At 36.7% G+C, this 12,942-nt stretch carries 12 protein-coding genes and 1 pseudogene; 7 read left to right on the top strand and 6 right to left on the bottom strand.

Annotated features, from left to right (window positions below):
* Window positions 1-71: 71 nt before the first annotated feature.
* Window positions 72-1,019 carry a HEPN domain-containing protein gene (locus HS1_RS07725; protein ID WP_066063257.1) on the bottom strand — a complete coding sequence of 316 codons (948 nt, stop codon included), beginning with the start codon at window positions 1,017-1,019 and terminating at the stop codon, window positions 72-74.
* 190 nt (window positions 1,020-1,209) lie between these two features.
* Here HS1_RS07725 and HS1_RS14035 point away from each other — a divergent pair.
* Window positions 1,210-1,390 (top strand): annotated as a pseudogene (locus HS1_RS14035) (hypothetical protein); the annotation flags it as partial.
* A gap of 32 nt (window positions 1,391-1,422) precedes the next feature.
* On the opposite strand, the gene HS1_RS07715 reads toward HS1_RS14035, so the two are convergent.
* Genes HS1_RS07715 through HS1_RS07705 form a run of 3 tightly spaced genes read right to left on the bottom strand, consistent with a single transcriptional unit; the run spans window position 1,423 to window position 3,525 of the window.
* On the bottom strand, window positions 1,423-1,929 hold the full coding sequence (locus HS1_RS07715; RefSeq protein WP_066063251.1) for an NYN domain-containing protein: 507 nt from the start codon (window positions 1,927-1,929) through the stop codon (window positions 1,423-1,425).
* The gene (locus tag HS1_RS07710; RefSeq protein ID WP_066063248.1) at window positions 1,920-2,759 is read right to left on the bottom strand and encodes a ParB/RepB/Spo0J family partition protein; all 840 of its coding nucleotides are present in this window, start codon (window positions 2,757-2,759) and stop codon (window positions 1,920-1,922) included. Before HS1_RS07710 ends, HS1_RS07715 begins: the two co-directional genes overlap by 10 nt.
* A 1-nt stretch (window position 2,760) precedes the next feature.
* Complete coding sequence (locus HS1_RS07705; RefSeq protein WP_066063245.1) at window positions 2,761-3,525, bottom strand: ParA family protein; 765 nt, start codon at window positions 3,523-3,525, stop codon at window positions 2,761-2,763.
* Window positions 3,526-3,645: 120 nt separating this feature from the next.
* Between HS1_RS07705 and HS1_RS07700 the strand changes: the two genes are divergently transcribed.
* From HS1_RS07700 to HS1_RS07680, 5 genes are read left to right on the top strand one after another with little or no spacing between them, the layout of a single operon-like run.
* Window positions 3,646-4,902 (top strand): glutamate-5-semialdehyde dehydrogenase, encoded by a 1,257-nt coding sequence (locus HS1_RS07700; RefSeq protein ID WP_066063242.1) that lies wholly within the window; start codon window positions 3,646-3,648, stop codon window positions 4,900-4,902.
* A gap of 5 nt (window positions 4,903-4,907) precedes the next feature.
* Complete coding sequence (gene nadD, locus HS1_RS07695; RefSeq protein WP_066063239.1) at window positions 4,908-5,561, top strand: nicotinate-nucleotide adenylyltransferase; 654 nt, start codon at window positions 4,908-4,910, stop codon at window positions 5,559-5,561.
* Window positions 5,545-5,901: a ribosome silencing factor gene (gene rsfS, locus HS1_RS07690; RefSeq protein WP_066063235.1), complete on the top strand. Its 357-nt coding sequence runs from the start codon at window positions 5,545-5,547 to the stop codon at window positions 5,899-5,901. The genes nadD and rsfS overlap by 17 nt, the downstream gene beginning before the upstream one ends.
* Entirely contained in the window at window positions 5,902-7,437 is a 1,536-nt protein-coding gene (gpmI, locus tag HS1_RS07685) for a 2,3-bisphosphoglycerate-independent phosphoglycerate mutase (protein WP_066063232.1), read from the top strand. It begins immediately after the preceding gene.
* Window positions 7,430-7,963: an archaemetzincin family Zn-dependent metalloprotease gene (locus HS1_RS07680; protein WP_066063229.1), complete on the top strand. Its 534-nt coding sequence runs from the start codon at window positions 7,430-7,432 to the stop codon at window positions 7,961-7,963. Before gpmI ends, HS1_RS07680 begins: the two co-directional genes overlap by 8 nt.
* Window positions 7,964-8,083: 120 nt before the next feature.
* On the opposite strand, the gene gyrB is transcribed toward HS1_RS07680, so the two are convergent.
* Both gyrB and dnaN read right to left on the bottom strand, forming a co-directional pair.
* Window positions 8,084-10,450 carry a DNA topoisomerase (ATP-hydrolyzing) subunit B gene (gene gyrB, locus HS1_RS07675; RefSeq protein WP_066063226.1) on the bottom strand — a complete coding sequence of 789 codons (2,367 nt, stop codon included), beginning with the start codon at window positions 10,448-10,450 and terminating at the stop codon, window positions 8,084-8,086.
* Window positions 10,443-11,639, bottom strand: a complete 1,197-nt coding sequence (gene dnaN / locus HS1_RS07670) for a DNA polymerase III subunit beta (protein ID WP_066063223.1) — start codon at window positions 11,637-11,639, stop codon at window positions 10,443-10,445. Before dnaN ends, gyrB begins: the two co-directional genes overlap by 8 nt.
* A gap of 811 nt (window positions 11,640-12,450) precedes the next feature.
* On the opposite strand from dnaN, the gene HS1_RS07660 reads away from it, so the two are divergent.
* Window positions 12,451-12,777, top strand: coding sequence for a hypothetical protein (locus HS1_RS07660; RefSeq protein ID WP_066063217.1), 327 nt, complete (start codon window positions 12,451-12,453; stop codon window positions 12,775-12,777).
* Window positions 12,778-12,942: the final 165 nt, after the last annotated feature.

The following is a 12,942-nucleotide window of genomic DNA, read 5'->3' as shown; positions in this document are numbered from 1 at the left end:
TCTAAGCTCACCTGCCGCTATGGAGCGCCAGCGGAATAGCGGTCAGGTGAAGCGCCTTGTTATGCGTTAAATTACCACACTGTTACGCGATAGGCTCCATGCTTTCCCTTGCCTTCAAATGTTCGAGGAATAGGTAATTTAAAATCTTTAAGGCCTTTATTAATTTCTTTCTTTAATGAATTACGCATCTCTGGATCAAGCATCGCATGATCAATTTCTTTTAACAGTTCAATCTTCCTTTTATTTTTGCTAATTTCTTTTCTTTTTTTACTGTTAAGCAATATCAAAAATATCATAAGTGATCGTCTTGTATATGTTGAAACAAGGTATTTGTCCGGATCATGCGGTAGAGTTCCGCCTCCATGGACTAGCTTGCTTCTTTTGTTGTAAAAATCTTTTAACTTGTTAAATGTCTCAATAGGATCCATACCGCAAAGTCCAAGTAGAAATGCGGCTCGATGCGACAACTTGTATTTAATATCTGTGGGTCCTTCATTAAACAGTGCTTCCATACTTATTACGGCACTAATGAATCCTTCATTGCTGTAAACAAATTTTTTTTGAGCATCATAAAAATAATCCAAGGCTATTTCGATGAACTCATTATCAGCTACAACAGCAATATATTTATCATGGAGTTTGCCAATGAAACCTATAAATTTATATGCATAATCCTCTATTTCTTTAATGGCTTCATCAGGCAAAACAAATCTAAAGGAAATGGTGAAAAATTCCTTTCTTTTGCCAAACTCATTTTTTGACTTTAATCCTACTCTTCCTCTACCTTCAAGAACAGGCGCATTATTAGAAATTAGGCAAGAGAACCGTAAATAAGATTCAATAATTTTATCTGTATCAAACCTATTTCCCTCATTTCCTAATAGAAAAGCATGGAGTTTATCTCCTTTTTTTTCAAGAAATAACTCGCCCTTCTTTAGCCAAACTTTTCTCTTCAGTTTAACTTGCTCGGGGATAAGCCCTTTGATTTCATAATTCCATTGCCAAAGTTGATTTCCCACCGTTTAATTCAATCCTTGCTTATTATGGTAAGCATAGTGCCTACAATTCGTACGCATAACTATATAATTCTACTGCCTAAAAGTCATATTACTATCCCTCATAATTTCTGTCAACGAAAACCATTAATCTATCTTTTTAGGCAGTATAATGTCTCATATATTTAAAATAAGTATGAATTACAGAAAATATGGCTATGACATCAGAACTGTTCAAGAACTCCTTGGCCACAAAGATGTTAAAACTACTATGATTTACACCCCTGTCATCAAAAAAAGGAGGCCGAGGAGTCCAAAGCCCCCTGTCGGGCAGGCCTGCCTGCCGTCGGGCAGGTTGGATTTTTATCCAAAAATCAATCGCAGATTTCGGGTAAAGAGCACTCACCAGAAAATGAATGTGGATTTTTCACATCTTTCTCAACACTCTCTGCTTTTTACGTTGGCGTTTTGATAAACGACGTGAGGGGCCTTTTTTTATAGGTGCAATAGAAGAGGGAGTATCTTCTTCTATCCCTTTAATTTCAGAATAAAAGGCCATCTCCAGCCTAGGAATAAACTCAGTGGTAGGAATAGAAGTAGCTCTGTGCCTTTGAGCAAAATCAATGATTTCTCTGTCAGAAGTAACTACCACTAAATTAGAATTTTTCATAACCATGCGTTTAATTATTTCATCTGCTGTTTGGCCATAAGGAGAATAAATAACAGAGATACCAGCTATTCTTTCTTTTTGAATAGAGAGGTGAGCGGCATTCTGACCATCAAAAACCACAGTAATTTTATGTTTTTTTAACTTCCGATAGGCTTCCAGATATTTGATAAGAGTTTCTCGACCTACTTCCAGCCCTTCTTGTTCGGCTTTTTTAAAAACAGGTGATTGTCTTATAACATTATATCCATCTATGACTAACTCCATCTTTCCCCACTAATGGTTTGAAATAGTTGAAAAAGCCCTTCTTCAGAAAAAAAACTAATCTCAATCACACCCCCTTTTTTCCGAGGTATAACTTTCACCTTTGTGCCTAAAACCTCTCTGAGCCTTTCTTCTACCTCTTGATAGATGGGTGAGGGAGTCTTGTTCTTTTTTTTATGTATTTTAGCACTCTGCACACGTTTTTCTGTTTCTCGAACAGATAAATTCTTGTTGATAATCTCCTCACGGATAGCCAGTTGTTGTTCTAAAGGTAATCCTATAAGGGTTCTAGCATGTCCCATGGTGAGACGTCCCTGATTTAAATCTTTCTTAATCAAACTGGGTAGTTGACGTAAGCGTAGAAAATTGGCAATAGTTGCTCTATCTTTACCTACTCTTTTAGCAATTTCTTCCTGGGTAAGATGGAATTCTGTCAATAGGCGATAATATGCTTCTGCTTCTTCTAAAGGAGTTAGGTCTTGACGTTGAATGTTTTCAACAATGGCCATTTCTAATCTTTCAATATCAGAAACAATCTTACGAGCAATTACAGGCACTTCTTTTAAACCTGCTTGACGCGCTGCCTCCAGACGCCTTTGTCCGATTATTAGCTCATATTTATCTTTTAAGGGAGTGACAATTAAAGGTTGTAAAATTCCATTTTCTCTGATGGAAGTTACTAATTCCTGAAAGCTCGTCTCTTGAGTGTCAATCACTTGCCGGGGTTGATAACGATTAGGACTAATCTTTTCTATAGGGCACATGAAATAATCACTAAATGAATCTTCAGAAAAAAGGGCATCCAATCCTCTTCCAAGACCTGGTTTTTTCATCTTAACCTCTTTTATCCCGTGCTAAAAACTCTTGAGCTAATTGGAAATACTGCTCTGCCCCTCGGCATTTTCTGTCGTAAAAAAACACTGGAAGGCCATGACTGGGTGCTTCTCCTAAACGCACATTACGAGATATAACTGTCTTAAAAGTATATTCCTTAAAATGTTTCCTTACCTCAGTCTCTATCTGTTGAGAAAGAATATTTCTTTTATCAAACATAGTTAACAAAAACCCTTCTATTCTTAGGGTCGAATTGACCCGTTGTTTAATAAGTTTAATAGTTTTAAGCAATTGGGTCAATCCTTCCAAGGCGTAATATTCACATTGAACAGGAATTAACACTGTGTCAGCGGCGGTAAGGGCATTTATAGTAATAATACCTAAAGAAGGAGGACAATCTAAGAATATAAAATCATAAACAGACCTTAATGCTGCCAAATGGTGTTTAAGCCGGTGCTCTCTTTTGGAAAACAAGGCCAATTCTACCTCAATACCTGTTAAATCGGGATGGCCAGTAATACATCTTAACCCAGTTACACAAGTGGGTTTTATGGCCTGAGTAATAGGTATTCTCCCCACTAAAACCTCATAAAGATTTACCCCATTGATAGAGAGACCCAATCCACTACTAGCATTAGTCTGAGCATCACAATCTACTAAAAGCACCTGCTTTTTTAGTAAAGCAAGAGAGGTAGAAAGATTTATAGCAGTGGTAGTTTTCCCTACCCCACCTTTTTGGTTAGCAATAGCAATAACCCTCGTCATTGAAGTATGAATTATCACATTCTATAGTGTTTTGCAATCTATGTTTCACGTGAAACATCCTCTCTTGCCTTTTGACATAGCTTATGCTAATTTAACCCCTAACTAGAAAGGAGGTAAAAAGTGGAAATTAAAGAACAAATTTCTTTAATGGCAAAAACAGCTAAAGAAATGGCTCCGGCAATAGCAACAGCCAAAACGGATGTCAAAAACAAAGCCTTAAAGAAAATTGCTCAGGGATTGAAAGACCAACTTGCTTCTTTATTAGAAGCTAATGCTAAAGATGTGGCTTATGCTCAAGAAAAAGGCCTTTCTAAGGCCATGATTGATAGACTCACCCTTACGGAAGACAGAGTAGAGGGGATGATAAATAATCTTTATGAAGTCATCGCTTTGCCTGACCCTGTGGGTAATATTACGAAAATGTGGCTGCGGCCCAATGGTCTAAAAGTAGGGAGAATGCGAATTCCTTTGGGGGTGATTGGTATGATTTATGAAGCTCGGCCTGATGCTACGATAGAAGCAGCCGCCTTATGTCTTAAAGCAGGCAATGTGGTAATTTTAAGGGGTGGTTCTGAGGCTATTAACTCAAACATCATACTGGGTAATATCATGACTGCAGCCTTAGTGAAGGCAGGATTACCAGAAAAGGCTATTCAAGTGGTACCTATTACAGATAGAGATGCTGTTTTGGCCTTATTAGAAATGGAAGAATATATAGACCTAATTATTCCCAGAGGTGGTGAAGGATTAATAAGATTTGTCACTGAGCACGCCAAAATGCCTGTATTAAAACATTATAAAGGTGTGTGTCATGTTTATGTAGATGATAAGGCAGATTTAGAAAAGGCAAAAAAAATTTGCTTCAATGCCAAGGTGCAAAGACCAGGTGTTTGCAATGCTATGGAAACCTTACTTGTCCATGAAGGCATAGCAGAGAAATTTTTGCCTGATATGTTAAAAACCTTTTCCCAAGCAGGCGTGGAAATTAGAGGGTGTCCCAAGACTTGCAATCTGTTCCCATCAGCCAAGGCTGCCACAGAAGAAGATTGGCCAGCAGAGTATTTGGATTTAATCTTGGCAGTGAAGATAGTAGCTGATATGGAAGAGGCCATAAACCACATCGCTAAATATGGCTCTAATCATACAGAAGCTATAGTAACTGAAAACTATTCTCGCGCCTGGGAATTTCTGGAGAAAGTAGACGCTTCAGTAGTATTAGTAAATGCCTCTACTAGATTTAATGACGGAAATCAGTTGGGATTAGGTTCAGAAATTGGCATTAGCACCTCTAAACTGCATGCCTATGGTCCTATGAGTTTAGAAGAATTGACGACTACAAAATTTATTGTCTTTGGAGAAGGGCAAATTAGAACTTAAACATTGTGAAAATAGGTATTTTAGGAGGAACTTTTAACCCTATTCATCTTGGACATTTAAGGGCGGCTGAAGAAGTTAGGGAAAAACTGGATTTTGAAAAGGTCATCTTTATCCCGTGTGGGATTCCCCCTCACCGTCCAGTAGATGAACTTGTGTCCTTTCCCCACCGTTATCAAATGGTTAATTTGGCTATTGCTGACAATCCTCACTTTTATGTATCTAAAATTGAAGGAATCAGGGATGGGAAATCTTATACTGTGGATACCTTAAAACTTCTCTTACAAAAAGAAAAGGATGCTGAATTTTATTTCATTCTTGGATTGGATGCCTTCTTGGGTATTGATACCTGGAAATCACCCCAAACACTTTTTAAACTAGCTCATTTTGTGGTTATACCTAGAAAAAGTTTTACTAAAGAGCAAATATTGCCCATTCTAAACAAATTTTTCTCTGATGTAAAAACTGAGGAAGATTCATTTTTTCTTCCTTCAGGCAAAATTATTTACTATTGTCCTATCACTTTGCTAAATATTTCGGCTTCCCAAATTAGAAGATTGGTTAGAGAAAATAAATCAATTCGCTATCTTGTTCCTAAGGTTGTGGAGGAATACATTCAGCGGTTTAATTTCTATAGAGGAGGGGATGAAAAAAAAGATTAGTCTTAAAGCAGCTATTTCTAAAAAGGCCATGAATATATCATTACTTGACTTACGGGGTTTTTCTAATTTTACAGACTATTTCTTGATTATGAGTGGAAGCTCAGATAGGCATACTCAAGCCATTGCCCAAGAGATTTTAACAAAGATGAAAGAACATGGGTATAGCCCCATAGGGATAGAAGGCTTTAACCAGGGTCACTGGATACTTTTAGATTATGGTGACCTGGTGATTCACATCTTTTTTGAGCCTATTAGGGCATATTATGACTTAGAGGGTTTATGGATAGAAGTTCCTAGAATCGATTGGCAAAAACTATATTCGTTAAAAGGAGAAGATTAATTGAGGGCAAATATCTTAATTATTTTAGATGGTTGGGGCCTAAATCCCAAAAGAGAAGGTAACGCAGTGGCATTAGCCAAAACTCCGGTTATGGATTCTTTAATGGCCACCTATCCTTGGACTACCTTAAAGGCGCATGGTAAAGCAGTGGGTTTACCAGAAGGGGTAATGGGCAACTCAGAGGTAGGACATCTTAACTTAGGAGCAGGCCGCATTGTTTATCAGGAAGTAACCCGAATAAGCCAATCTATTGAGGATGGAGACTTTTTTGAAAATCCCATCTTAGTGGAGGCTATGGAGCGGGCAAAACAGGGAAAAATTCACCTATTAGGGTTACTCTCTGATGGGCGAGTGCACAGTTCTTTAGACCACCTTTATGCCCTTTGCCAATTGGCAAAAAAGCAAGGATTAAATCAAGTATTTATCCACGGATTTACAGATGGGCGAGATACCCCACCCAAGAGTGCCTTAAAATATATTCAACAGGTAGAAGAAAAGATTAAAAATATTGGTTTAGGCACTATTGCTACTATTTCAGGCAGATACTATGCTATGGATAGAGATAAACGTTGGGAAAGGACAAAAATGGCTTACCAAACCATGGTTTTAGGAAAAGGCTATAAGGCCAAAACCGCCATAGAAGCCATAAAAAAAGCCTATGATAGGGGAGAAACCGATGAATTTATCAAACCTACAGTGATAATGAATTCCCAAAACAAACCATTAGCTACTATAGATGATGGTGATGTAATTATTTCATTTAATTTTAGACCAGATAGAATAAGGCAGATTACCCGGGCATTGACTTATAAAGACTTTGATTTTTTTATTAGGGAAAAATGGCCCAAGTTAAATTATTATGTATGCATGACCGAATACGATGCCAGTTTCAACTTACCTATTGCCTTTCCACCAGAAACCCTAAAAAACATTTTAGGAGAGGTCATAAGTAAGCACGGCTGGCGACAATTAAGGATTGCAGAAACAGAAAAATATGCCCATGTCACTTATTTTTTTAATGGGGGAAAAGAAGAGCCCTTTCCAGGAGAAGACCGCCATCTTGTTCCCTCACCTAGAGAAGTCCCCACTTATGATTTAAAGCCTGAAATGAGTGCCCCAGAAGTAACCATGGAATTACTGAAGCATTTAAAAAAAAGGCAGTATCCATTTATAGTGCTTAATTTTGCTAATGGAGACATGGTAGGACATACTGGAGTCTTAGAGGCAGCCATTAAGGCCTGTGAAACAGTGGATAGCTGTTTGGGAAAGATCTTAACCGAAATAAAAAATCAAAATGGGATTGCCTTTGTTACTGCTGATCATGGTAATTCCGAACAAATGATAGACTATAAAACCGGTCAACCTCATACTGCTCACACCTTAAATCCTGTTCCTTTTATTTTAGTAAAGGAACCTGTGCCTCAAATTACTTTACAGCCAGGTATTCTGGGAGATGTGGCTCCAACCATTCTTCATGTTCTTGGAATACCTATACCTCCAGAGATGACTGGGAGGTGTTTGATAAAATATGCCTGATAAAATTGTGCTGGCCCCTTTTACAGGGGATATTTCAGAAATATTGGCATTTTTAAAAGAACAGCTTGCTGATATTTTCCATCTACCTATAGATGAACATCCTCCTCTTTCATTACCTCAGGCCTATAATCCCATCCGAGGACAATATTTCTCCCGCCCTTTTTTAGAAAGGTTGCTCACTATCAAAGAAGGAAATGAGTTTATATTGGGCATTACGGACAAAGACCTATATACCTCTGGTTTGAACTTTATCTTTGGTGAGGCGGCTATTTATGCTGGAGTAGCGGTAATTGCCCTAGCCCGCCTCCATCAGAATTTTTATGGGCTTCCAGAAGATAAAACCCTCTTTAAACAGCGCTCTCTTAAAGAGGCAGTCCATGAATTGGGTCATCTTTATGGTCTTGACCATTGCCCGGATCCCCATTGTGTAATGCATTTTTCCAATAGTATCGAAGATACCGATGTAAAATCTGCCTCCTTTTGCAAAAATTGCCGAAAAAAATTTGAGTTTTTGAGGAAAAAATAAAAAAATCAGTGGATATAATCCGTGTCCTTTTTGATTACCCTAAAAGTATCATTCAGCCATTAATAAAACAATTGGCCGTGCCTTCTTGGATGATTGTAATTTCAAAAAGAAATGCTTCTCTTAAATATCCAGCCTGCTGGCCTCTAAGGCATGGGTCTGAATGAATTCTCGCCTGGGTTCTACTGCCTCTCCCATTAAAATACTAAACAGCTCATCTGCCATAGCAGCATCTTGGATAGTCACCTGAAGTAATACCCTTTTTTGAGGATTCATGGTGGTCTCCCAAAGCTGTTCTGGGTTCATCTCGCCCAAACCTTTATAACGTTGAATTACATAACCTTTCTTCACTTCCTCTAAGATGGTCATCCATAGAAGATTCTCTTTTTCCACCTTGATTTCTTGACCATTCTTATAAAAAAAATAGGGAGGTGTGGCATTTAAATGAAGTTTTTTCTTTAAGCTGAAACACTTTTGATAATCAAAGGAGTTTATCAATTTGCTATCTACTAAAGATAAATGACCATTTACACTTACCTCTAATGTATAAAAACCAGTTTCTTGGTCTTTATATATTTTTCTTTCTTTAATGCCTTTTTCTACTAAAAACTCCTTTAATTTAGACACTGCTATTTCATCACCAAGAAGTGTTTTTTCTTTTATACCAAAAAGGATTAAACTCTCTATTAGAAACTCTGGATATCCCTGTTTTACAAGTTCCGCCATAAAGGAATGATAAATAAAGGCATTAGTAAGATAGCTCTTTAGCGCTTGCTTTTCTAATTTTAGTGATTTCTTTTGGTCTGTTACTATGATATTTTTACTAGCTTGCTCTATTAAAAACCTCTGAAGAGAATTTTCGTCTTCCACATAAAATTCTTCTTTTTTACCCTTTGCTAAGCGAAATAAAGGAGGAAGGGCAATATAAAGATGGCCTTTTTGAATAATTTCCTGCATCCGACGATAGAAAAAAGTAAGCAATAATGTGCGAATGTGTAAACCATCTACATCAGCATCTGTCATTAAAATAATTTTATGATACCGCAATTTATTGATGTCAAAATCCTCTCCAATACCAGTACCCAAGGCAGAAATGAGTGTCCTTATCTCTTGACTATTAAGAATTTTGTCAATACGAGTTTTTTCTACATTTAATATCTTTCCACGTAAGGGTAAAATTGCTTGAAATCTTCTATCTCTACCTTGTTTAGCAGAACCACCTGCTGACTCCCCTTCTACTAAAAATAATTCGCTCTTAGCAGGGTCTTTTTCTTGACAATCTGCCAATTTCCCTGGCAAACTGGAATCTCCCAGAACACCCTTACGCCTCACCAATTCTTTTGCTCGGCGAGCAGCTTCTCTAGCCCTTGCCGCCTCAATTATTTTACCCACAATGGCCTTTGCTATAGTAGGATTTTCCTCAAGATAGGAAAATAGTTCAGAATTAACCATAGACTCTACTAATCCCTTTACCTCACTATTGCCTAACTTGGTCTTGGTCTGCCCTTCAAACTGAGGATTGGGCATTCTTAAAGAGATTATTACAGTCAAACCTTCTCTTACATCTTCACCAGAAAGTTTTTCTTTCTTCAATAAATTATTTTGAGTGGTATATAAATTTAAACATCTAGTTAGAGCAGATTTGAATCCTACTACATGAAAACCACCTTCTTTAGTATTAATATTATTTACAAAACTTAAAATTCTCTCACTATATCCACTATTATATTGAATGGCTATTTCCACTTTTATATCTTCTTTTTCACCTGAAATATAAATTGGTTCATGTAATACATTTTTTGTCCGATTTAGATATTTTACAAAACTAACAATCCCTCCTTGATATTTATGAACTACGTTTTTTCCAATACGTTGGTCAGCAAATTCAATACTAAGATTCGGATTGAGAAACGCTAATTCTTGAAAGTGTTGGTTTAAAATATCAAAATCAAAATTGATGCTTTTAAAAATAGATTCATCTGGCAAAAAGGTAATTTTTGTGCCTCGTCGCTGTGTTTCTCCTCTAACTGATAATGGTGTGACTACTTTCCCTCTTTCATATCTTTGCCAGTAGACCCTTCCTTCACGTCTAATTTCTACTTCTAGATATTCTGAAAGGGCATTAACTACAGAAACACCTACTCCATGAAGTCCACCAGAAATTTTGTATATTTTTTGGTCAAATTTCCCCCCAGCATGTAATTTTGTCATCACTACTTCAACTGCGGGAATACCTTCTGTCTCATGAATATCCACAGGAATTCCACGTCCATTATCTTCTACTACTACACTATTATCAGGATGGAGTGTGATTTTAATCCAATCACAGTAACCTGCAATGGCTTCATCAATGCTGTTATCCACTACCTCAAAAACTAAATGATGTAGACCTTCTATACCTGTATTTCCAATATACATAGCAGGACGCTGACGAACTGCCTCAAGCTGTTTAAGAACTTTTATACTTTGGGCTGTATATCCATCACTCATCTTCTTTTTTCTCCATAATAGGCACAATAAAGGCTTTAAAACCAGGGTCATTCTCACCTGTAATTACACACGGTGTTTTTTCGGCAGTGTTAAGACCAAAAATAAATATTTCACTATCCAAAACATTTAGGATATCTAAAAGATAAGAAATATTAAAAATAAACTTCATTTCTTTCGTTAAATTTCTCCCTGGCACAACTTCTATCTCTAAAGTTTCTTGTGCTTTACCCATTTCAGGATTATCCAGAAATAATGTAAGTTTGTCTTTAGTAAATAGAAAATCAGCTACTTTATTTTTTTCATCTACTAAAATATTCATTCTTCTCAAAATATCCTTTAATGGGGCTTTTGGAATCTTTGCTTCATACTCATTCTTTTCAGGAATGATATGTTGGTACTGAGGAAACCTATTTTCCATAAGTCTTATATAAAGTAAATCTCCATTTTCGCCTGCCTGCCTGTCCCCGCCTGCCGGTCGGGCAGGGGCAGACACGGCTGGCGAAGGAGGTATTTTTATTACTCCTGCACTGTTATCAAAGCCTATTTCCAATGTTTCTCGTGGATTCAGTCTTAAAATTTCCAATACTGCTTTTTTGGGAATCATTATATTTTTTTCAAACTGAAGGATTTCTATATCCTCAAATGGAATTTCCATATAAGTCAGTCTAAATCTATCTGTAGAGACAAACCGCAATTTTTTGTCTATTTTTTCACAACATAAACCTGCTAAATGTGTATCTAATTCTTCCTTAGCCATAGAAAAATATGTTTTTGTTATAGCTTTATTAAGTAATTCTCCTGAAATGAAAACTAAATTAAAATGTCCTATCTCAGGAAATGAAGGAAATTCTTCTACAGGCAAAGATGCTAAAGAAAAGAATGAGTTTCCTCCTTTGATCTCTAACCATTGATTTTCATTTTCTCTTAAATAAATCTCTTCACAATTAAGATTTCTTATAATTTCATATAGAGCTTTTGCATGTACCACAATCTTTCCAGGCTGTGAAATTATTGGTTTACAAGTACCTTTAAAAGCCAAAAGTAAATCTGTGGCAAAAATATCTAATGAATTTTCTTTAGCATCTAATAAAACATGAGACAAAATAGGCATTGTAGACCTTTTTTCAATAAGCGGTTGGACCTTTTGTAAAGGATTTAAAATTTCCTCACGTAAAATTCTTATTTCCATTATTTATTCACTCCACTTTTTTTATTATACTATTTCTATAAGAATAATAGTAATAATAAAACTCAGTTCTTTTGTTTAAAACCTGTTTTTCTTCTCGAAAAAACCACTCTTTAATCTAACAAATTTTCCACAAAGTTTCAACAGTTTTGATAGGGTAACTAGGACTATGTCAAAGTCAGGCCATAAGTAATTTAACAAAAAGAACAAACGTTTAAATATGGTCTAAAAAATCCAAATTTCAAAATCCAAATGCCAAAACATTAAATCAGTGAGTAGTGAAATAGTGAGGGAATGAAATAGCCAAATAAGTTTTTTGTCTCACTCACTCCTTACTCCCTCACTATTTACTAAAATTAAGGTTGGCGAGAAAGAAAAAAACTTTTTTCCTTTCAACCAACTCTACTTTTTAAAAAGCAGATTGCGGGGTGCCATCAAGACTGGTGGAAGCCACCCTGAAGGGCTTGGTCTTGATGGCTTAACGGAGCAATCTGCTAAGCTATAAACAGGTTGGTAAAGTTAACCTTGACGTATCACTATCACCTAAAAGGTGAAACAACCAACATCAAAAGATATAAGGAGTGCTCGCTGCGCTCCTCCCTGCCTGCCTGTCGGCAGACACGGCCGTCGGGCAGGCCCGCCTGCCGTCGGGCAGGGGCAGACAGGCTTGAGAGAAAATTGGTTGGGATTTTATCCAAAAATCAATCGCGGATTTTGGGAAATCCTCTGGCTTTTTTCTCCCTTTGTGTTATAAGAAACTAAGGGATGGATCTGATAAAAGAAAATACCTTTGAAATATGTAAGGGGGTGTGATATGCTTGATTTTAATGATGCTTATATATTTGTAGATGAAGATAGAACAATTTTGGTGATGCGAAAATTGGGACCATTGCCAGTAGAGCTTGAAGATAAAACACTTTCCTTTATTGAAAAGCAAGAAATGCGACCAGTAGAAGGAGTTCTCATTGAATCGCAACTCAATCTGACAGAAAAGGGCAAACAACTTTTGAAACAACTGATAGAAACAGTAATTGTCCAAGATGCTGGAGTAGACTCAAATCAGCCAGGGAGATATTATTTACATTCTAAACGAATAGAGACCCTGAAAAACATAATTCAAGAACACAGCGTCACAGATTGAGGCAGTTGCATTCCCTAAAAAGAGGTATATATCTGGTAATTTGGGAAAGTCAAGAGTAAATTTAAATTATATAAGCCTCAAAATGCCAGATGAAGACTTTTTTCACCCGCTGAGATAACTACAAATCTAACCAGGTGCCCCATTTGTTTTTTAGTCTATAAATCA

This window comes from Candidatus Desulfofervidus auxilii (assembly GCF_001577525.1).
Lineage (GTDB): Bacteria > Desulfobacterota > Desulfofervidia > Desulfofervidales > Desulfofervidaceae > Desulfofervidus > Desulfofervidus auxilii.
Note: the sequence above shows the minus strand (reverse complement) of the source record. Positions and strands in the feature narration are given on the sequence as shown.

Excerpts from the sequence above, each read along its gene's own strand:
- HS1_RS07715 (WP_066063251.1), bottom strand. The coding sequence starts at position 1,929 with ATGGAGTTAGTCATAGATGGATATAATGTTATAAGACAATCACCTGTT.
- HS1_RS07710 (WP_066063248.1), bottom strand. The coding sequence starts at position 2,759 with ATGAAAAAACCAGGTCTTGGAAGAGGATTGGATGCCCTTTTTTCTGAA.
- HS1_RS07705 (WP_066063245.1), bottom strand. The coding sequence starts at position 3,525 with ATGACGAGGGTTATTGCTATTGCTAACCAAAAAGGTGGGGTAGGGAAA.
- rsfS (WP_066063235.1), top strand. The coding sequence starts at position 5,545 with ATGAAAAAAAAGATTAGTCTTAAAGCAGCTATTTCTAAAAAGGCCATG.
- HS1_RS07680 (WP_066063229.1), top strand. The coding sequence starts at position 7,430 with ATGCCTGATAAAATTGTGCTGGCCCCTTTTACAGGGGATATTTCAGAA.
- gyrB (WP_066063226.1), bottom strand. The coding sequence starts at position 10,450 with ATGAGTGATGGATATACAGCCCAAAGTATAAAAGTTCTTAAACAGCTT.
- dnaN (WP_066063223.1), bottom strand. The coding sequence starts at position 11,639 with ATGGAAATAAGAATTTTACGTGAGGAAATTTTAAATCCTTTACAAAAG.
- HS1_RS07660 (WP_066063217.1), top strand. The coding sequence starts at position 12,451 with ATGCTTGATTTTAATGATGCTTATATATTTGTAGATGAAGATAGAACA.